The organism is Neisseria sp. P0006.S009, assembly GCF_051962915.1.
Classification (GTDB): Bacteria; Pseudomonadota; Gammaproteobacteria; order Burkholderiales; family Neisseriaceae; genus Neisseria; species Neisseria subflava_E.
The window spans coordinates 325132-345223 of the sequence record NZ_JBQCUV010000002.1 but is presented as its reverse complement, the minus strand read 5'-3'; the positions used below and the strand labels follow the sequence as shown (position 1 = coordinate 345223).

The following is a 20092-nucleotide window of genomic DNA, read 5'->3' as shown; positions in this document are numbered from 1 at the left end:
CCCGCATCCGAATACGTTTAAACCCAATACAAACAAGGAAAGACGAACATCATGGACGTACAACTCCCGATCGAAGCCAAAGACATTCAAAAACTTATCCCACACCGTTATCCGTTTTTGCAACTCGACCGCATTACTGCGTTCGAACCGATGAAAACCCTGACTGCGATTAAAAACGTCACCATGAACGAGCCGCAGTTCCAAGGCCACTTTCCCGACCTGCCCGTGATGCCTGGCGTGTTGATTATCGAAGCCATGGCGCAAGCGTGCGGCACACTGGCCATCCTCAGCGAAGGCGGCCGCAAAGAAAACGAATTCTTCTTCTTCGCCGGTATCGATGACGCCCGTTTCAAACGCCAAGTTATCCCTGGCGACCAACTGGTTTTTGAAGTCGAGCTGTTGACCAACAAACGCGGTATCGGCAAATTCAACGCCGTTGCCAAAGTCGACGGTCAAGTTGCCGTTGAAGCCGTGATTATGTGCGCCAAACGCGTGGTGTAAGAATGGGACGGGCCGTCTGAAAGTTCAGACGGCATCTTGCAGGCAATACCTGTATCAGACAGCAAGGAGACAGCATGACCCTTATCCATCCGACCGCCGTCATCGACCCTAAAGCCGAACTCGACTCCAGCGTCAAAGTCGGCCCATACAGCATCATCGGCCCCAATGTGCAAATCGGTGCGAATACCGAAATCGGCCCGCACGTCGTCATCAACGGCCATACGACCATCGGTGAAAACAACCGCATTTTCCAATTTGCCAGCCTCGGCGAAATTCCGCAGGACAAAAAATACCGCGACGAGCCGACCAAGCTGATTATCGGCAACGGCAACACCATCCGCGAATTTACGACGTTTAACCTCGGTACGGTCACCGGTATCGGCGAAACCCGTATCGGCGACGACAACTGGATTATGGCCTACTGCCATCTCGCCCATGACTGCGTGGTCGGCAACCATACCATCTTCGCCAACAACGCCTCACTCGCAGGCCACGTTACCATCGGCGACTACGTTGTCTTGGGCGGCTACACGCTGGTGTTCCAGTTCTGCCAAATCGGCGACTACGCCATGACCGCGTTTGCCGCCGGCGTACACAAAGACGTACCGCCATACTTTATGGCTGCAGGTTACCGCGCCGAACCGGCCGGCCTCAACAGCGAAGGTATGCGCCGCAACGGTTTCACTGCCGAACAGATTGCCTCCGTCAAAGATGCGTATAAAACCATTTACCATCGCGGCATTCCATTTGAAGAAGCCAAAGCAGATATCCTGAAACGTGCCGAAACCCAAAGCGAATTGGCAGTATTTAAAGACTTTTTTGCACAATCCACACGCGGTATTATCCGTTGATTGATGGATTGAAGGCCGTCTGAAACTGTTTCAGACGGCCTTTGGATTGCAAAAATCCGCGCATTGGGGCAGTTTTCCTGTCTGTTTGCTGTCGATGCCGTCTGAAAATGGGCGGACAAATAACCGCCCCAAAATCTTTTAGCTTCCGAACCTTAACACATGAATCCCAATCCTTCCCCCCTTATCGCCATCAGCGTCGGCGAAGCTTCCGGCGACTTGCTCGGCGCACACTTAATCCGTGCCATTAAGGCGCGTTGCCCGAATGCGCGGTTTACCGGCATCGGAGGCGAGCGTATGAAGGCGGAGGGTTTCGAGAGTTTGTACGATCAGGAAAAGCTGGCGGTGCGCGGTTTTGTTGAAGTTATCAAACGCCTGCCGCAGATTTTGAAAATCCGCAAAGGGCTGGTGAGCGATTTAATCCGCCTCAAGCCGGATGTGTTTATCGGCATCGATGCGCCGGACTTCAATCTCGGCGTGGCGGAAAAACTCAAGCAGGCAGGCATTCATACCATTCATTACGTCAGCCCATCGGTGTGGGCGTGGCGGCGCGAACGAGTCAATAAAATCGTACATCAGGTCAACCGCGTGTTGTGCCTGTTTCCGATGGAGCCCCAGCTTTATATCGATGCCGGAGGCAAGGCCGAGTTTGTCGGCCATCCGATGGCGCAAACCATGCCGGTGGAAGCGGATAGGGCGGCGGCGCGGCAGAAGCTGGGCGTGCCTGCGGACGTGCCCGTGTTTGCCATATTGCCCGGCAGCCGTGTGAGCGAAATCGATTACATGGCGGCGGTGTTTTTTCAGACGGCCTTATTGCTGCTGAAACGTTATCCGCAGGCACGGTTTTTACTGCCTGTGGCAACGGCCGCAACGCGCAAACGCATTAGCGAAATTTTGGCGCAGCCTGAATTCGCCGCCCTTCCCATCACGCTGACCGACAAGCAGTCGGATACGGTTTGCACCGCTGCCGACGTGGTATTGGTCACCAGCGGTACGGCGACTTTGGAAGTGGCCTTGTGTAAACGGCCTATGGTCATCAGCTACAAAATTTCGCCGCTGACTTATGCGTATGTGAAAAACAAAATCAAAGTGCCGCATGTCGGTCTGCCCAATATTTTGTTGGGTAAAGCCGCCGTTCCCGAGTTGCTGCAACACGACGCCGTCCCTGAAAAACTGGCGCAGGCCGTGGCAGACTGGTATGACTGCCCTGAAGCCGTAGCCGCGTTGGAACAGGATTTCCACGCCTTGCATCTGCTGTTGAAAAAAGATACGGCGGCATTGGCGGCGGCGGCAGTATTGGAAGAAGCCGGATTTTCAGATGGCCTGAAAGACAAGTAAGGAAAATACATGAATTTATTGGGAGCATTGGCCAAGGTTGGCAGCCTGACGATGGTGTCGCGCATTTTGGGCTTTGTGCGCGATACGATTATCGCCCGTGCGTTTGGTGCAGGCATGGCGACGGATGCGTTTTTTGTCGCGTTCAAACTGCCTAATCTTTTGCGGCGCGTGTTCGCAGAGGGCGCGTTTGCCCAAGCCTTCGTGCCGATTTTGGCGGAATACAAAGAAACCCGCTCTCCTGAAGCCACGCAGGCGTTTGTGCGTCATGTGGCCGGTATGTTGTCGTTTGTGTTGGTCATCGTTACCGCGCTGGGTATACTTGCCGCGCCGTGGGTAATTTATGTTTCCGCGCCCGGTTTTGCCAAAGATGCCGATAAGTTTCAGCTTTCCATCGACCTGCTGCGGGTGACGTTCCCTTATATCTTTTTGATTTCACTATCCTCTTTTGTAGGCTCGATACTTAATTCCTATCATAAATTCGGCATTCCCGCCTTTACGCCGACATTTTTGAACATCTCCTTTATCGTCTTTTCCCTGTTTTTCATACCGTATTTTGATCCGCCTGTTATGGCGTTGGCGTGGGCGGTATTTGTCGGCGGCGTGTTGCAGCTGGTGTTCCAACTGCCTTGGTTGGCGAAACTGGGCTTCTTGAAAATGCCCAAACTCAGCTTTAAAGATGCGGCGGTCAACCGCGTAATGAAACAGATGGGGCCGGCTATTTTGGGCGTGAGCGTGGCGCAGATTTCCTTGGTTATCAACACCATTTTTGCCTCGTTTTTGCAGTCCGGCAGCGTGTCGTGGATGTATTACGCCGACAGGCTGATGGAATTGCCGACCGGCGTTTTGGGTGTGGCACTCGGTACAATCTTGCTGCCTACCTTGTCCAAACACGCCGCCAGTCAGGATACCGAGCAGTTTTCCGGCCTGCTCGACTGGGGTTTGCGCTTGTGTATGCTGCTGACCCTGCCTGCCGCCGTCGGCCTTGCTGTGTTGTCTTTCCCTCTGGTTACGACCTTGTTCATGTACCGTGAATTTACGCTGCACGACGCGCAAATGACCCAATATGCGCTGATTGCCTATTCCTTCGGCTTGATCGGTCTGATTATGATTAAAGTATTGGCTCCCGGCTTCTACGCGCGCCAAAACATCAAAACCCCCGTTAAGGTCGCTATTTTCACGCTGATTTGCACGCAGTTGATGAACCTTGCCTTCATTTCGCCGCTCAAACACGTCGGTCTGTCCCTCGCTATTGGTTTGGGCGCGTGTCTGAATGCAGGCTTGCTGTTTTTCCTTTTGCGCAAACACGGCATCTACCGCCCCGGCAAAGGTTGGGCAGCGTTTTTAGTTAAAATGGCCATCTCTTTGGTCGTCATGGGCGGCGGTTTGTGGCTGGCGCAATATTATCTGCCGTTTGAATGGGTACACGTCGGCGGCTTTAAAAAAGCAGGACAACTCTGCATCCTGATTACCTTGGGCGGCGGCCTCTACTTTGTTTCCCTCGCCGCGCTCGGCTTCCGTCCGCACCATTTCCGGAGAGTGGAAAAATAAGCAGCTGGAGGGCGTATAGCTTGGCTTAAAGACTAATCACTAAAAAGGCCGTCTGAAACATTTTCAGACGGCCTTTTTTGCTTTACGTTTTAACTGTAAAGCTTCGCTCCTTTTTTGACAAACTCAATTGATTTTTCCTCCATACCCTGCCGTTGGGCTTTTTGCTTGTCGGCGTAGTCGCGCACTTCCTGCGTGATTTTCATCGAGCAGAATTTGGGGCCGCACATCGAGCAGAAGTGGGCAATTTTTGCGCCTTCGGCGGGCAGGGTTTCATCGTGGAAGCTCTCGGCGCGTTCGGGGTCGAGGCTGAGGCGGAATTGGTCACGCCAGCGGAATTCGAAACGCGCTTTGCTTAGGGCATTGTCGCGTAATTGTGCGCCCGGCCAGCCTTTGGCGAGGTCAGCGGCGTGGGCGGCAAGTTTGTAGGTAATGATGCCGGTGCGCACATCTTCTTTGTCGGGCAGGCCGAGATGCTCTTTCGGGGTAACGTAGCAGAGCATGGCTGTGCCGTACCAGCCGATATTGGTTGCGCCTATGCCCGAGGTGATGTGGTCGTAGCCGGGGGCGATGTCGGTAACGAGTGGGCCGAGGGTGTAGAAAGGCGCTTCAAAGCAATGTTGTAGCTCTTCGGTCATGTTTTCTTTCACGCGTTGCAACGGTACATGGCCCGGGCCTTCGATCATGACTTGTACGTCGTGTTCCCATGCTTTGGCAGTCAATTCGCCCAAGGTGTGCAGCTCGGCGAATTGGGATTCGTCGTTGGCATCGGCAATACAGCCGGGGCGCAGGCCGTCGCCGAGGCTGAACGACACGTCGTAGGCTTTCATGATTTCGCAGATTTCGTCGAAATGTGTGTAGAGGAAGTTTTCCTGATGATGGGCAAGGCACCATTTCGCCATAATGGAGCCGCCGCGCGATACGATGCCTGTGAGGCGATCGGCCGTCATCGGTACATAGCGCAGCAATACGCCTGCGTGCAGGGTGAAATAGTCCACGCCTTGTTCTGCCTGCTCGATTAAGGTGTCGCGCACCAAATCCCAAGTCAGGTCTTCGGCGATGCCGCCGGTTTTTTCCAACGCTTGGTAAATCGGCACGGTGCCGATGGGGACGGGCGCGTTGCGGATAATCCATTCGCGCGTTTCGTGGATGTGTGCGCCTGTGGATAAGTCCATAATCGTGTCTGCGCCCCAACGCAGCGACCACACCATTTTTTCGACTTCTTCGGTCAGGCTGGAAGTGACGGCGGAGTTGCCCAAGTTGCCGTTGATTTTGACACGGAAGTTGCGGCCGATAATCATCGGTTCGAGTTCGGGATGGTTGATGTTGGCAGGGATGATCGCGCGTCCGGCGGCGATTTCTTGGCGCACAAATTCGGGCGTGATTTGGTCGGGATGGGTCGGGATATTCGCGCCGAAACTTTGCCCTGCGTGTTGTTTCAAGAGCTTGGCGTATTCAGGCCGTCTGAAAAGCTCGTCCAGCTTCATGCGTTCGCGTATGGCGACAAACTCCATTTCGGGCGTAATGATGCCTTGGCGGGCGTAGTGGAGCTGGGTTACGTTGCGACCTGCTTTGGCGCGGCGCGGACGGGTGATTTGGTTGAAGCGCAGATGGGCGGTTTTCGGATCGTGCGCGCGTTCAGTGCCGTATTCGCTGGAGAGTTTGGGCAGGATTTCGGTATCGCCGCGTTCGTCCAGCCATGCAGTGCGGACGTGCGGCAAACCCTGTTTCAGGTCGATGTGTGCTGCCGGATCGCCGTATGCGCCGCTGGTGTCGTACACCGGAATTGGCGGATTAGCTTCCGTACCTTGCGCTGTGTAGGTGTCGTCCTGACGGATTTCGCGCAAAGGCACGCGGATGTCGGTGCGGCTGCCCGGGATATAGACGCGGTCGGAATTGGGATATTGGAAGCGGATGCCGATGTCTTCGCTCAAGTCGGAAAGACGGCGCGCCTCATCGCCGGTTTTTTTAGCGGTAGTCATAAAAAATTGCTCCTGTTTCTCGGTTATGAAATGGAAACAGGAGCATTGCTTTTTTTCAGACGGCCTTACGGATATCTTCAATCAACCGTCTAAAATCACATTTGCCGAAACTCCCCACGCAGGTATTATCCTGTTCGGGTGTAAAGGGTATTTCTCAGCCGCTCGGTTTGAAAGCAGCACCCCTGTTTCTTTATTAACGAAAAATTAAACCATGCGGATGGTTTTTTGTAAAGCGGCGTTTTTCGCATTTTCTGTCAAAAACGCTTGACAGCGACTCTGTCTTTCCGTATAGTTACAACTTCTGACGCGGGATGGAGCAGCATGGTAGCTCGTCGGGCTCATAACCCGAAGGTCGTAGGTTCGAATCCTGCTCCCGCAACCAAATATAAAAATCCCCTGCAATCGCAGGGGATTTTGCTTTATGCGGTATTTATTGTTGCTTGGATTGATTGAAAGGCCGTCTGAACCATTGGGTTTCAGACGGCCTTTTTTATTGGTCGATGACATCGGCGGCTAATTTGCTTTTGTCTTTTATTTTGAGTTTGTGTTTTTCAGACGGCCTATTGTTACTCCGGATCGGTATCGTTGCGCAGGTATTCTTTCAGGCGTTGCAATTCTTTTTTGTCCAACCATTTATTGCGCGAACGTTGCAACAGGATCACCAATGCGGCGATTTCGTTGCGCATATTGGTGCTGAGCCAGAGGAAGCCTTGCCAGTCGTAATGCAGGCGGGCGGCCGGTTTGCTTAGTTCGGTATTGAGCGAAGTATCGATGCGAATGCGGCGGGCGTAGTGGCCTTTGATGAGACGGACGGTCAGGCGCAGTTCGCGTTGGAGTTGGTTGAAATGGCGGTCGAGCAGGCGGATTTCGCTTTCGTTGAGCGTGGGCGCGCGCAGTTTGGCGGCGGTGGTCAGGAGCAGCTCGGTGGTGGTGACGATTTTGCGGTGGGCATGTTGCATGGCTTCCATCATATTGTTGCTGATGTGGCTTTCGCCGGATGTGGCAGCCAGATGGCTGCGGCTTTTGACCATGCGGGCGTTGATTTTGCGCATTTTAATCATGTTTTGCTCCAAGCGCTCGCGCGTCATGCGCTTGCCGTTGCTGATTTCGGCAATCATTTTGGCGCAGTCGGTGAGGTTGTCGGCAAGCATGAAGCGCCACATCAGGGTGGAGCGCAGGGGCAGGAGTTTGGCGGCGGCAATGGCGATGGCGGCACCAATCAAAACGTTCATGGCGCGCATCAGGCCGCTGTCGAGCCAGTGGTGGCTGCTGTCGCCGATGAGCATGCACATGGTCAAACCGGCAAGCATGGCGACATAGCCGTTTTTGCCGACCGCAGACCAACCGGCTACTGCGCTGGCGGCACCGATAATCAGATAGAAGAAAACGCCGTCTTGCAAATAATGTTGGTTCAACCATAAAACGGCCAACCCGACGCCCAAACCGATGGCCGTGCCGAGCATGCGTTCGACTGCTTTGGAGTAAATTGCGCCTTGGAATTGCAGCATGCCGAGGACGACAAAGACGGTCATGCCGATCCACTCGCCGTGTTGCAGGTGGAAGACTTTAGCCAACAGGGTGGAAAATACGATTGCCAAGCCGAGGCGGAAGGCGTGGATATGGCGGCGATAGCGGTAGCGTTCGTAGGCGTTGAGCCAGCGTTCGGAAAAATGGAGGCGTTCGGATTGGGCAGGCATGTTGTAAGACGTATGGGTATGTGGGGATGTAAATTATAACTGATTGGTAAAGCAGATGAAATTTGAACTGCTCCCAACGGTTTGAACTATTGCAGAATTTCTCTACCGCAAGCGGATATAATGGCGGCTTTGAATCAGACAGGCGGTGAAGAAATGGCGACGGTTTTAAGCGCAGGCGTGGACGAAGCGGGACGCGGCCCTTTGGTCGGCAGCGTATTTGCGGCGGCAGTGATTTTGCCGGAACATTTTGACCTGCCGGGTTTGACCGACTCAAAAAAACTGAGCGAAAAAAAGCGCGATATGTTGGCGCAGATGATTAAGGAACAGGCGGTTGCGTGGAATATTGCCTTTGCCGACCCCGACGAAATCCTGCAACTGAACATCCTGCACGCAACCATGGCCGCGATGAAGCGCGCAGTCGAGGGGCTGTCGGTCACTCCCGACAAAGTGTGGATAGACGGCAACCGCGTGCCGAAAGATTTGAATGTCCCTGCCGAAGCCGTGGTCAAAGGCGACAGCAAAATTATTGAAATCTCTGCCGCTTCGGTTTTGGCCAAAACCGCGCGTGATGCGGAAATGTATGAATTGGCAAAACGCTATCCGCAATATGGGTTTGACCGTCACAAAGGCTACGGCACGGCGCAACATTTGGCTGCGTTGAAACAATACGGCGTCTTGCCGGAACACCGCCGCGATTTCGCACCGGTCAAAACCTTATTGGCACAAGGCAATCTGTTTGAAGAATGAAAGCATATCAAAAGGCCGTCTGAAAGATTTCAGACGGCCTTGTTTTTTAGGAAAGTATCATTTCAACGCAGCCAAACACTCTTTAATCAACTCAGGGCCGCGATAAATCAAACCGCTGTACACCTGAACCGCACTGGCACCCAAGCGGATTTTTTCTGCCGCGTCCGCGCCGTTCATAATGCCGCCGACGCCGATAATCGGCAGCTTGCCGTCAATGCGTTCCGCTAAAAGTTTCAACACCTGATTGCTTTTCTCGCGTACGGGCAAGCCGCTCAAGCCGCCTTGTTCGCCTGCGAGCGGATGGCTGCCCAAGCTTGATTTGTCGATGGTTGTGTTGGTGGCGATGATACCGTCCATCTCCACAGATTTGACCACATGGGCGATGTCGTCGATTTGCGCTTCGTCCAAATCCGGCGCGATTTTAACCGCCAGCGGCACATATTTGCCATGCGCGGCCGCAAGTTGTGCCTGTTTGTTTTTCAAGGCTTCCAACAATGCGCTCAACTCGTCGCCGCCCTGCAAGGCGCGCAGGTTTTTCGTATTGGGGGAGGAAATATTGACCGTGATGTAGCTCGCGTGGGCGTAGGCTTTTTCCAAGCAAATCAGATAATCGTCGGCAGCGTTTTCAATCGGCGTAACGGCATTTTTGCCGATATTGATGCCTAAAATGCCTTTAAAGCGGCTGTTTTCAATGTTGCGGATCATCGCGTCGATGCCGTGGTTGTTGAAACCCATGCGGTTGATGATGCCTTGATGTTCGGGAACGCGGAAAAGGCGCGGCTGCGGATTGCCCGGCTGCGGCTTGGGCGTTACCGTGCCGATTTCGACAAAGCCGAAACCCAAAGCGGCAAACGCATCAATACACTCGCCGTTTTTGTCCAAACCCGCCGCCAAGCCGACCGGATTGGGTAGCTGCAAACCCATCAGCTCGGTTGGTCGGGTGTGGCTGTCTACTTTGGGCAGCAGGCCGAGTTTTTCGGCGGCACGCAAACTGTTGAGCGTGAAATGATGGGCCTTTTCTGCATCGAAACGGAACAGGATAGGGCGGACGAGTGAATACATGGCGGCGGCTTTCTGAACGGTTGATGAATTTGGCGTTATTTTACCTGAAACCGTCAAACTGCCCCAAACGTCTGTATCGATATGATTTTATTGTTTGGCGTCAAATGAAAATAAATAGGGCTTTTGCGTGTAATCGGATAGTTCATTAAAATGGTAAAAGAGAGGCTTTTCAGACGGCCTGATGGATGTATCAAAAGGCCGTCTGAAAAGTTTTGATTTGATTGTTTACCTGATACAGGAAGATTTTTTATGAAACAGGCGGTTGATCCTTATGCGAGTTTCCGTGAACTGACGCTGCGGGGGATGATACTCGGCACGTTGATTACGGTGATTTTTACGGCATCCAATGTGTATTTGGGCTTGAAGGTGGGTTTGACTTTTGCGTCTTCGATTCCGGCTGCGGTGATTTCGATGGCGGTTTTGAAGTTTTTTAAAGGCAGTAATATTCTGGAAAATAATATGGTGCAGACTCAGGCTTCGGCCGCGGGGACGCTCTCCAGTATTATTTTTATCTTGCCGGGTTTGCTGATGGCCGGTTATTGGGCGGGCTTTCCGTTTTGGCAGACTACGCTGCTGTGTATGTCCGGAGGTATTTTGGGCGTGATTTTCACTGTGCCTTTGCGTTATGCGATGGTGGTGAAGAGCGATTTGCCTTATCCGGAAGGCGTGGCGGCGGCTGAGATTTTGAAGGTTGGCGACCATGATGCGGACCAACAGGAAGGCGGCAGCGGTATCAAGGAATTGGTGTCGGGCGGCGCTCTGGCCGGTTTGATGAGCTTCTGCGCAAGCGGTTTGCGCGTGGTGGCGGACAGCGCGAGCTTTTGGTTTAAAGGCGGCGCGTCGGTGTTTCAAGTGCCGATGGGTTTTTCGCTGGCTTTGCTGGGCGCGGGCTATTTGGTCGGCCTGACCGGCGGTATCGCGATTTTGCTGGGTATCTCGATTGCCTGGGGTGTGGCCGTGCCTTATCTGTCGGCACATATTCCGCAACCTGCCGATATGGAGATGATTCCTTTTGCGATGTCTTTGTGGAAGGAAAAAGTCCGTTTTATCGGCGCGGGTACGATCGGTATTGCGGCTATTTGGACGCTGTTGACCTTGATGAAACCGATGGTCGAGGGTATGCGCCTGTCTTTCCGCAATTTCGGCGGTGCGCAGATGACCGAACGCACGGAACAGGATTTGTCGCCTAAGGCTATGATTGCCTGGGTGTTGGCGATGATGCTGGTGTTGGGCGTGTCCTTCTTCCACTTTATCGGCGACTCGCATATTTCCGGCGGTTTGGCTTGGCTGTTGGTGGTTGTATGTACGCTGCTGGCTTCGATTATCGGCTTTTTAGTGGCCGCAGCTTGCGGTTATATGGCCGGTTTGGTCGGTTCGTCTTCCAGCCCGATTTCGGGTGTGGGCATCGTCTCTATCGTCATTATTTCGCTGGTGTTGCTGTTGGTCGGCGAATCCGGCGGCTTGATGGCGGATGAGGCAAACCGCAAATTCCTGCTGGCATTGACGCTGTTTTGCGGCGCGTCTGTGATTTGTGTGGCTTCGATTTCCAATGACAACCTGCAGGATTTGAAAACGGGTTATCTGGTAAAGGCAACGCCTTGGAAACAGCAGGTTGCGCTGATTGTCGGCTGCGTTGTCGGTGCATTGGTGATTTCGCCTGTGTTGGAGCTTTTGTATGAAGCCTACGGCTTTACCGGCGCAATGCCGCGTGAAGGCATGGATGCGGCACAAGCCCTTGCCGCGCCTCAGGCAACTTTGATGACCACCATCGCCCAAGGTATTTTCTCGCACAATCTGCAATGGGATTATATTTTCACCGGCGTAGCCATCGGCGTGGCGTTGATTGCGGTCGATTTCACATTGCGCAAATCTTCCGGCGGCAAGCGTGCTTTGCCGGTATTGGCCGTGGGCATGGGTATTTACTTGCCGCCGTCTGTGAATATGCCGATTGTGATCGGTGCGGTATTGGCGGCTGTGTTGAAATCCGTCATCGCCCGCCGTCAAGAAAACCGTGAAGGCCGTCTGAAAAATGCGGAACGTATCGGTACGTTGTTCTCCGCCGGTTTGATTGTCGGCGAAAGCCTGATTGGTGTGATTATGGCATTTATCATCGCCTTCTCCGTAACCAACGGCGGTTCGGATGCGCCTTTGGCCCTGAACCTGGAAAACTGGGATACGGCCGCCAAATGGCTGGGCTTGGTGTTTTTTGTTTTCGGTATGTTTGTGTTTGCACGCCGCGTGTTGAAAGCAGGACGTTAAGTTTGTAGGTTGAGAAAAGGCCGTCTGAAACTCAAAAAATTGGGGTTTCAGACGGCCTTTTTAGTGGAAATTTGTTTGGAATGATTTTAGGAAGTTTGGGTATAATTGTTGCGGGGCTAGGTAGTGAAACAGCCCCATGGCAGTGGGGCTGTTTTATTTGAACCTCCCTAGAAAGGAGAGTTTCAACATGAAACGAACCAAGCCGAAAGGTCGTTCATGGCTGAGACTGCGAACAGTCGTTAAGATTATCTTAACCCTGTTCCTGCTCTTAGTCAATTAAACGGCTGAAAACAAAAAACTGTTTTTCAGTTTCCGCCTGTTTGTCATGAACAGGCGGTTTTTTATTGTTTAATGCTGATTCAAACAATCTGCAATTGCTTTGGCAATTTTGGCACTGGCGCCTTGATGTTGCGAAATGAATTGCTCGGTGTGGCTGATCAGCTGTTGGCGCAGCGTTTCGTCGTCGAGGTATTGGCGCGTGGTTCTGTACCAGGCTTCGGCGGTTTCGACGCGGACGGCGGCTTTGGCTTCGACTGCGCCTTTGCAGGCTTGGGCGAAGTTGTAGTTGGAGTAGCCGAAGAGAGTGGGGACGCGGCAGGAGATGGGTTCGATGATGTTTTGGCAGCCGGCATCAACAAGGCTGCCGCCGACGAAGGCAATGTCTGCGCTGAGGTAGTAGGCGGCAAGTTCGCCCATGCTGTCGCCTATCCAAACCTGTGTATCGGGGGAAACGGGTTGTCCGTCGCTGCGTTTTTGCACGGTATAACCAAGCGATTTAGCGGTATCGTAGGCCGTCTGAAAGTTTTCAGGGTGGCGCGGTACGATGACCAGCAAGGCATTGCCGCGGTAGTCCTGCCATGCTCTGAGGAGCAGCTCGGCTTCGTCTGTGCCTTTGTACACGCGCGTGCTGGCGCAGACGACGACGGCTCGTGCGCCGATGCGTTCTTTAAAGGCGACGGCAAGCGGGCGCGAGTCGTTGGGGGGCGCAATGTCGTATTTGGTGTTGCCGCAGACGTGGACGTTGGACGCGCCGATAAGGTGCAGGCGTTCGGCATCGGCGGCGGTTTGGGCAAAGCAGCCGGAGAGGCTCTGCATGGCAGGCTCGACCAACTTGCGGATTTTAAGGTAGCCGCGTTGGGATTTTTCGGAGAGGCGCGCGTTGGCCAAAAAGAGGGGAATGCCTGCTTCTTGGCAGCCGTGCATCAGGTTGGGCCAGATTTCGGTTTCCATCAAAATGCCGCAGATGGGGCGGTGTTCGGCTAAAAATCGGGTGACCCATTCGGATTTGTCGTAGGGCAGGTAACGGCATTGCGCATCAGGGAACAGGGATTGCGCGGTGGCGCGGCCGGTCGGCGTCATTTGGGTAATCAGAAACGGCGAGTCGGGAAAATGGCGGCGTAATGCTTGCACCAAAGGTTCGGCCGCACGCGTTTCGCCGACCGATACGGCGTGTATCCAAATCGGGCGTTGCACGGGATTGGGGTACGCCTGCCCGAAACGCTCGCCCCAATGCTCGAGATAGGCTGGGGATTTGAGGGCGCGGCGGCGCAGGTGGCGGCGGATCAGGAAGGGGGCGAGGTGCCACAGCGTGGCGTAAAGGCAGCGTATCATGCTTACGGGTCTTGTGTCGGAATAGGCCTATTTTATCGGAAACTGAAACGGAAGATATAGCTTTGATGCGTGTTTTACGCAAAGGAAACAGGCCGTCTGAAAGGTTTCAGACGGCCTTTAATGCGGGCATAAACGCGTTTATTTCACTTGCGCCATGTATTTTTTCAGACGGCCTTTGCTTTGCATGACGCGGTTTTCCATTTCATCGACAACGGCTTGTGCTTTGGCTTTGTTCACCGGTTTGCCGACCTGAATCACGCCGCTCATGTTCATCATGCGGTGCGGCGGGCAGGTATAGACGTACACGCCTTCTTTGTCGAGCTTGAGCGTGAAGTCTTTGCCGTCTTCGGAAAGGAAGTCGGCAACGCCCTCGGGCAGGGCTTTGCTTTGTACCCAGTGGCCGCTGTTGGCGGCTTTGAAGGTAACAGTGTCGCCGACTTTGGCGTTGACGTAGCCGGGCTCGAACACCATGCTGCCGTCTTTGCCGTTGTCGAGCATTTTGATTTCGTGGTTGGCGGCGTATGCGCTAAGGGAAGCGGTCAGCATCAGGAGGAAGAGGGATTTTTTCATGGGAGAGTCCTTTCTAAGGATATAGTGGATTAAATTTAAATCAGGACAAGGCGACGAAGCCGCAGACAGTACAAATAGTACGGCAAGGCGAGGCAACGCCGTACTGGTTTAAAGTTAATCCACTATAAAAAATATGGGTCGGGCTGATGGGGCGAAGAGGCAAGCCTTGGGCTTACCGCCCTCTCCCTAACCCTCTCCCTAACCCTCTCCCGCAGGAGAGGGGATAAGTTGCAGGGAGTTTGCAGGCCGGATGCTCACATCCGACATTTGCAGGAGCGGTTAAGTTACGCACTCTTCCGCATCGGGCGGATAACGGGCAGGCCTTTGCTGTCGTACAAAAGCTCGATGTCCACTTTGTACAATCTGCCGATCATGTCCGCCTGCAACACATCCTGTGGCGCGCCCTGCGCCTGTACTTTGCCTTCGCCGAGCAGAATCACGCCGTCTGAAAACTGCGCGGCGAGGCTCAAATCGTGCAACACCATCAGCGTAACCAGATTGTGTTCGTGCGTGTATTGCACCACGCGCTCCAAAAGATTGAGCTGATGGTGCATATCCAGCGCGCTGACCGGTTCGTCCAGCATCAGGATTTCGGGGCGGCGCAGCATGACTTGGGCAAACATCACAAGCTGCCGCTGTCCGCCGGAAAGCCGCATGACATCGCGGTGCGCCAAGTGGCCGATGCCCAGTTCCGCCATGATACTTGCGGCTTCGTGCAGCAGTTCGTCGCCGACGTGCATGTGCAGCGCGTCCATGCGGCCGAGCAACACGACTTCCAACGCGGTCAGCGAGGCTTCGGCGGCGGTGTCCTGTGGCATATAGCCTATGCGTTTGCGCCAGCTTTGCAGGTGGATTTTGCTCAACGCTTCGTCGCCGTAGCGGATGGTACCTTTGTGCGCGACTTCGCCGAAAATCGTTTTCATCAGTGAGGATTTGCCTGTGCCGTTGGGGCCGAGCACGGAATAGACTTTGCCTTGTTCCAGCGTCAAATCGATATTGTCGGCGACCACATAATCGCCGCGCCGGATGTGTACGTTTTCAAGTTTCAACATTTCAGACGGCCTATCGTTTCGTTAATACAATCCAGAAGAAGAACGGCACGCCGACAAACGACGTAACAATCCCCACCGGAAACAGCGCGCCGGGGATAATCACCTTGGACAACACGCTCGCGACCGATAAAAACGCCGCCCCTGCCAGCATCGCGCCGGGCAGGAAGAAACGTTGGTCTTCACCCAAAAGAATCCGCGCCACATGAGGGGCAACCAAGCCGATAAAGCCGATGACGCCGACAAAACTGATCGCCGTCGCCGTCATCACCGCCACCAACACCAGCGTTTTCAGGCGCAAAAGTTGCAGATTGATGCCCAGCCCAACGGCGCGTTCTTCGCCCAAACGCAGCGCGGTCAGCTTCCACACGTCGCGCGAAAGCAGAAACACGCATACCGCCGTAACTGCCGCCGTAACGATGACCGTCTCCCAAGTTGCCTTGGTTAAACTGCCGAACAGCCAAAACAGAATCTGCTGCGAAATCTCAGGCGCGGCGATAAACTGAATCAGCGACAAAATCGACTGAAACAGAAACAACAGCGCAATCCCCACCAGCACCAGCATCGCCGAGTTGAAGCGGCGCGCCGAAGCAAACAGAAACAAGATGCCCGAAGCCAGCATGGTCATCACAAACGCGCCGATGGGAACGGCGACCGTTTCCGGCAGCCCGAAACCGCCGAACGCAATCACCACCGACGCGCCCAAACCTGCCGCCGCCGCCAAGCCCAGCGTATAAGGGCTGGCCATCGGATTGTTCAAGAGCGTCTGAATCTCCGCCCCGCCGACGCCCAAAGCCGCACCGACCACCAGCGCCATCACCGCAATCGGCAGGCGCAAATCCATCACAATCAGGCGGTTCATTTCATCGACTTCGGGTTTGCCCAGCAAAACATTGACCACTTCGCCGACAGGCAGCGTGTCCGTCATCGCCGGGCCGGTGGCGATGTCGAATAAAAAACTGACTGCCGCGATGATTAAAAACATCAACACAATCAACCAACGCTTGCCTTCCAACTTGCGCTGGTTTCTCACAATCTCGGCGACAACCGAATCATTCATGTTTCAAACCTTTAAAAAAGAATGTTGATAAAGGGGAGAACGGGTTTGCCTTTTTCTTCCGCAAAAATTTCAGACGGCCTTCCGATTTAAAAGGCCGTCTGAAAATCTAAACTACCTTACTGCCCTTTCGGATACAGGTAGAACGTACCGTTTGGTACAACAGGCAGGTTTTGGCGGTAGAAGTCCAGATAGGTTTTCTCAGGGTTGAAATCTTTAAACAACTGCGGATAAATCGCTTTGGCCATAAACTGAATTGACGCGCTGTCGGACAGCGTGCGCGAGTTGGCATGGTAGGCGGCGTAGAGGCGGTTGTTTTTAATCGCAGGCAGGTTTGCCCAGCCGGCGCGTTTGGCAAAGCCTGCCAAGCGTTTTTCCGCTTCGGCTTTTGGAATGCCCCAGCCCATGACCATGGCGGCAGGGTTTTTCTTCAATTCGGTTTCGCGGCCGGTAATCACGATCACGTCGGGTTTGGCGGCGAGGACTTTTTCAGGATTGATCGGGCCGTAGAATTCGACCGAAGAAGCGGCGATATTGTTGCCGCCGACCAGTGTCGCCATCGAACCCCACATGCTCTTGCCGAAGGTAACGCTGTGTTCGGCAGGGCCTTTGTTGCCGAACTCGATATAGACTTTAGGCTTGGGCAGGTTGGCTTTTTGCACGCGCGCTTGGATGGTGTCGGCAACGCGTTTGTAGTCTGCCGCCAGTTTGTCGGCTTTTTGCTGCTGGCCGGTCAATGTACCGATGAGTTTGGTCGATTGAACGTGTTTGGCCACTGTTTGCGCGTTGTAGTCCAACACGACGATGGGGATGCCGGCCTTGTTGATGCGGTCGAGATCGGAACCCAAAGCCTTGTATTGCCATTCGGCCAAAACCAGCAAATCGGGTTTCAGTGCCAATACTTTCTCAATCGAGAACGTGCCGACTTCCACTTCACCCACGTCGGTCAGCTGATTCAGTTTAGGCACGGCTTTGCTGAATGCCGCCCAGCTTGGCGGCGCCCAGTCAGCCCAAACTGCTTTGGAGAAACCGACGACGTTGTCCAGCGCGGTTTTACCGCCGATGGCCATGTAGTCTTGGTAATAGAAGCCCAAAACCACACGCTTGGCAGGCAGGTCGACAGTTACCTTACGGCCGAGGATATCGGTCAGCTGAACGGGTTTGGCAAAAGCGGATACGGAGCCGACTGATAAAGCGGCGGCGGCAATCAAAGCAGAAAGTTGCGTAAATCTCATGAATCATTCCTTTAAAATATGATGATAATTACTATCTTTTTATAAATTTACAAGGTATTGAATCTTTTTTCAAGTGAATGTAGGGATAGACATATTTCGAAATAAAAAGTTTCATCATTAAAACGAAGGGATAGTGTTTATATAGGGCTTGGGTGTACTGAAGACCTAGTAAAAAGGAATGATATGGGGTACATAAAGCCATAGTGGGCAGTAGCTGGAATAGATCGGTAAAGGGTTTTTTATTGCAAAAAAAATAAAAGGTATTCGGTTGAAAACAAGGCCGTCTGAAACCTTGCAATCAGGGTTCAGACGGCCTTTGGTGGAGGCATAAAAGTTTTATTTCACTTGCGCCCTATATTTTTCAGACGGCCTGTAAGCAGTGTTTGGGAAAAGTGAAAAAGGTTGGTTTTTGAAATGGCGAAATAGGGAAGATCTGAGGGAAATCGGGTGTCAACCCAAAATGGGGAAAAATAAAAAGGGCGTGTTCAATACGCCCTTGTGTCGGTTTCGGATATTTTGTGAATTTCAGACGGCCTGTGATTCCGCCTGTTCGCTTTGGTTGAGGATTTTAATCAGTTTCTCGGCTTTTTCCGGGTCTTCGCAGCGCAGGATTTTGGCGGCGTCGTTTTCAAGATGGCCGGTGTGGCTGTGCAGGATGATGTTTTTAACCGAAAGCAGGTTGTTGGGGTTCATAGAGAAGCGACGCAAGCCCATGCCGAGTAACAGTCGGGTGAAGACGGTGTCGCCGGCCATTTCGCCGCAGATGGACACACCTTTTTCCATGCGGTTTGCGGTGCGGATGATGTGTTGCAGCGTTTTGAGGACGGCAGGGTGGCCGGGTTGGTAGAGGTGGCTGACGCTGTCGTCGCCGCGGTCGACCGACAGGAGGTATTGAATCAGGTCGTTGGTGCCGATGGAGATGAAATCGACGAGCTTGAGGATGCTGCCGACGGTCATGGCTGCGGACGGGATTTCAATCATGCAGCCGATGCTGACCGGGCCGAAGGTTTCGCCGCGTTCGGTCAGTTGGCGTTGGGCCGTGTCCAGATGGATAAGGCATTGGCGCACTTCGGAAATGGATGTAATCATCGGCCACATCATGCGCACGGGGCCGTGGGCGGCGGCGCGGAGGATGGCGCGCATTTGGGTGCGGAACATGACCGGCTCGGCGAGGCACAAACGGATGCCGGTCAAGCCGAGCGCGGGGTTGAGGCTGCCGTTGGGCGTGCTGTTTTGGCCGAACCAGCGCGGATTTTTATCGACACCCAAATCGACGGTGCGGATGGTGATGTTTTTGCCTTTGAGTTTTTTGACGATGCCGGCGTAGACTTCGTATTGTTCGTCTTCGGTCGGCATGTTGTCGCGGTTGAGGTAGAGGAATTCGCTGCGGAACAGGCCGACGCCGTCTGCGCCGAAGTTGTGCAGGGCTTTGATGTCTTCGGCGGATTCGATGTTGGCCAAAAGTTCGATGTTGATGCCGTCGGCCGTGGTGGCGGCGGTTTTTTTGATTTTGTTGAGTTCGCGCTTGTGGCTGCGGTATTCGCGGGCGAGGCGGCGGTATTCGTTGAGGACGACTTCGTCGGGATCGATGATGAGGACGCCGTTGATGCCGTCGACGATGACGATTTCGTTTTCGGTGATGAGTTTGCGGGCGTTGTGCAGGCCGATGACGGACGGGATGTCGAGGCTGCGGCCTAAGATGGCGGTGTGGCTGGTCGGACCGCCGGCATCGGTCACGAAGGCGGTAATGTGCTGCTCTTTGAACAATACGGTATCGGCAGGCGAGAGGTCGTGCGCGATGAGGACGGTGTCGTCAAACAGGTTGCCGGCGAGGTTGATTTCGTTGCTCTGACCGACAAGGTTGTTGTGGATGCGGCGGACGACTTGGAGCATGTCCTGTTTGCGTTCGCGCAGGTAGTCGTCGTCGATGCTGTCGAACTGGGCGGCGAGCTTGTCGCTTTGCAGTTTCAATGCCCATTCGGAGTTGATTTTCTGCTCGCGCAAAATGTCGATGGGTTCGCGCGAGAGGGTAACGTCGGTCAGCAGCATCAGGTGCAGGGAGATGAACGCGCCCAATTCGGTCGGGGCATTTTCGGGAATCGCGCCGCGCAGCTGTTCCAATTCTTTGCGCGTGGCTTTGATGGCGTTGTCGAAACGGGTAACTTCGGCATCGAGCTTGTCGGGATCGATGTCGTATTGGGGAACTTCCGTTGTGCCGCGCGTGATGAGGTGGGCGTGGCCGATGGCAATGCCTTTGCCCGCGGCTACACCGTGTAGGACGATGCTCATTATTCGCCCTCGCCGAAGTAGTCGTTGATGAGGTCGGTCAACGCCTGCATGGCGGCGGCTTCGTCTGCGCCTTCTGTTTCCAGCTCAATCACGGTGCCTTTGGCTGCGGCCAGCATCATCAGGCCCATGATGCTTTTGCCGTTGACGCGGTTGCCGTTTTTGGTGACCCAGACTTCGCTTTGGAATTGGGAGGCAGTTTGGGTGAATTTGCTGGAAGCGCGCGCGTGCAGGCCGAGTTTGTTGATGATTTCGATTTCTTGTTTGAGCATGAATGTCCCCTAAATGTAATGTTCGTAAAGTGA

16 protein-coding genes, 1 tRNA gene and 1 riboswitch are annotated in these 20092 nt (G+C 53.9%); of the genes, 7 read left to right on the top strand and 10 right to left on the bottom strand.

Going from position 1 to position 20092, the window contains the following annotated elements; genetic code table 11:
- Positions 1-51: 51 nt before the first annotated feature.
- The 4 genes from fabZ to murJ all read left to right on the top strand — a co-directional run bounded on the left by fabZ (position 52) and on the right by murJ (position 4235).
- The gene (gene fabZ / locus ACTHTK_RS05435) at positions 52-501 is read left to right on the top strand and encodes a 3-hydroxyacyl-ACP dehydratase FabZ (protein ID WP_003681704.1); all 450 of its coding nucleotides are present in this window, start codon (positions 52-54) and stop codon (positions 499-501) included.
- A 74-nt stretch (positions 502-575) separates the two neighbouring features.
- On the top strand, positions 576-1352 hold the full coding sequence (lpxA, locus tag ACTHTK_RS05430; protein ID WP_107723875.1) for an acyl-ACP--UDP-N-acetylglucosamine O-acyltransferase: 777 nt from the start codon (positions 576-578) through the stop codon (positions 1350-1352).
- 159 nt (positions 1353-1511) lie between these two features.
- Entirely contained in the window at positions 1512-2687 is a 1176-nt protein-coding gene (gene lpxB, locus ACTHTK_RS05425) for a lipid-A-disaccharide synthase (RefSeq protein ID WP_107723874.1), read from the top strand.
- A 9-nt stretch (positions 2688-2696) separates the two neighbouring features.
- Positions 2697-4235: a murein biosynthesis integral membrane protein MurJ gene (gene murJ, locus ACTHTK_RS05420; protein WP_107723873.1), complete on the top strand. Its 1539-nt coding sequence runs from the start codon at positions 2697-2699 to the stop codon at positions 4233-4235.
- Positions 4236-4324: 89 nt separating this feature from the next.
- Here the strand turns inward: murJ and thiC are convergent, their stop codons facing one another.
- Entirely contained in the window at positions 4325-6214 is a 1890-nt protein-coding gene (gene thiC, locus ACTHTK_RS05415) for a phosphomethylpyrimidine synthase ThiC (protein WP_107723872.1), read from the bottom strand.
- Positions 6215-6308: 94 nt separating this feature from the next.
- Positions 6309-6408, bottom strand: a riboswitch (TPP riboswitch).
- A 111-nt stretch (positions 6409-6519) separates the two neighbouring features.
- Between thiC and ACTHTK_RS05410 the strand changes: the two genes are divergently transcribed.
- Positions 6520-6596 (top strand) — tRNA-Met (locus tag ACTHTK_RS05410).
- Between the two features lie 184 nt (positions 6597-6780).
- On the opposite strand, the gene ACTHTK_RS05405 is transcribed toward ACTHTK_RS05410, so the two are convergent.
- On the bottom strand, positions 6781-7911 hold the full coding sequence (locus tag ACTHTK_RS05405; RefSeq protein ID WP_049335767.1) for an FUSC family protein: 1131 nt from the start codon (positions 7909-7911) through the stop codon (positions 6781-6783).
- Positions 7912-8064: 153 nt separating this feature from the next.
- Here ACTHTK_RS05405 and rnhB point away from each other — a divergent pair, with 153 nt between their 5' ends.
- Positions 8065-8658: a ribonuclease HII gene (gene rnhB / locus ACTHTK_RS05400; protein ID WP_440378493.1), complete on the top strand. Its 594-nt coding sequence runs from the start codon at positions 8065-8067 to the stop codon at positions 8656-8658.
- A 57-nt stretch (positions 8659-8715) separates the two neighbouring features.
- Here rnhB and ACTHTK_RS05395 read toward each other — a convergent pair whose 3' ends face one another.
- The gene (locus ACTHTK_RS05395) at positions 8716-9720 is read right to left on the bottom strand and encodes a quinone-dependent dihydroorotate dehydrogenase (protein WP_440378462.1); all 1005 of its coding nucleotides are present in this window, start codon (positions 9718-9720) and stop codon (positions 8716-8718) included.
- Between the two features lie 249 nt (positions 9721-9969).
- Between ACTHTK_RS05395 and ACTHTK_RS05390 the strand changes: the two genes are divergently transcribed.
- On the top strand, positions 9970-11979 hold the full coding sequence (locus ACTHTK_RS05390; RefSeq protein ID WP_440378461.1) for an OPT family oligopeptide transporter: 2010 nt from the start codon (positions 9970-9972) through the stop codon (positions 11977-11979).
- Between the two features lie 348 nt (positions 11980-12327).
- Here the strand turns inward: ACTHTK_RS05390 and waaA are convergent, their stop codons facing one another.
- The 7 genes from waaA to ACTHTK_RS05355 form a co-directional block, all read right to left on the bottom strand.
- A complete protein-coding gene (gene waaA / locus ACTHTK_RS05385; protein ID WP_440378460.1) occupies positions 12328-13590 on the bottom strand; it encodes a lipid IV(A) 3-deoxy-D-manno-octulosonic acid transferase in 1263 nt (420 codons plus the stop codon).
- A 138-nt stretch (positions 13591-13728) separates the two neighbouring features.
- Positions 13729-14160, bottom strand: coding sequence for a plastocyanin/azurin family copper-binding protein (locus tag ACTHTK_RS05380; protein WP_440378459.1), 432 nt, complete (start codon positions 14158-14160; stop codon positions 13729-13731).
- A gap of 284 nt (positions 14161-14444) precedes the next feature.
- Entirely contained in the window at positions 14445-15212 is a 768-nt protein-coding gene (locus ACTHTK_RS05375) for an ABC transporter ATP-binding protein (protein ID WP_070712368.1), read from the bottom strand.
- A gap of 10 nt (positions 15213-15222) precedes the next feature.
- The gene (locus ACTHTK_RS05370; RefSeq protein ID WP_049335771.1) at positions 15223-16269 is read right to left on the bottom strand and encodes a FecCD family ABC transporter permease; all 1047 of its coding nucleotides are present in this window, start codon (positions 16267-16269) and stop codon (positions 15223-15225) included.
- Positions 16270-16385: 116 nt separating this feature from the next.
- Positions 16386-17501, bottom strand: a complete 1116-nt coding sequence (locus ACTHTK_RS05365) for an ABC transporter substrate-binding protein (protein ID WP_070843609.1) — start codon at positions 17499-17501, stop codon at positions 16386-16388.
- Between the two features lie 525 nt (positions 17502-18026).
- Complete coding sequence (gene ptsP / locus ACTHTK_RS05360) at positions 18027-19790, bottom strand: phosphoenolpyruvate--protein phosphotransferase (RefSeq protein ID WP_440378458.1); 1764 nt, start codon at positions 19788-19790, stop codon at positions 18027-18029.
- On the bottom strand, positions 19790-20059 hold the full coding sequence (locus ACTHTK_RS05355) for an HPr family phosphocarrier protein (protein WP_003683718.1): 270 nt from the start codon (positions 20057-20059) through the stop codon (positions 19790-19792). Before ACTHTK_RS05355 ends, ptsP begins: the two co-directional genes overlap by 1 nt.
- Positions 20060-20092 lie beyond the last annotated feature (33 nt).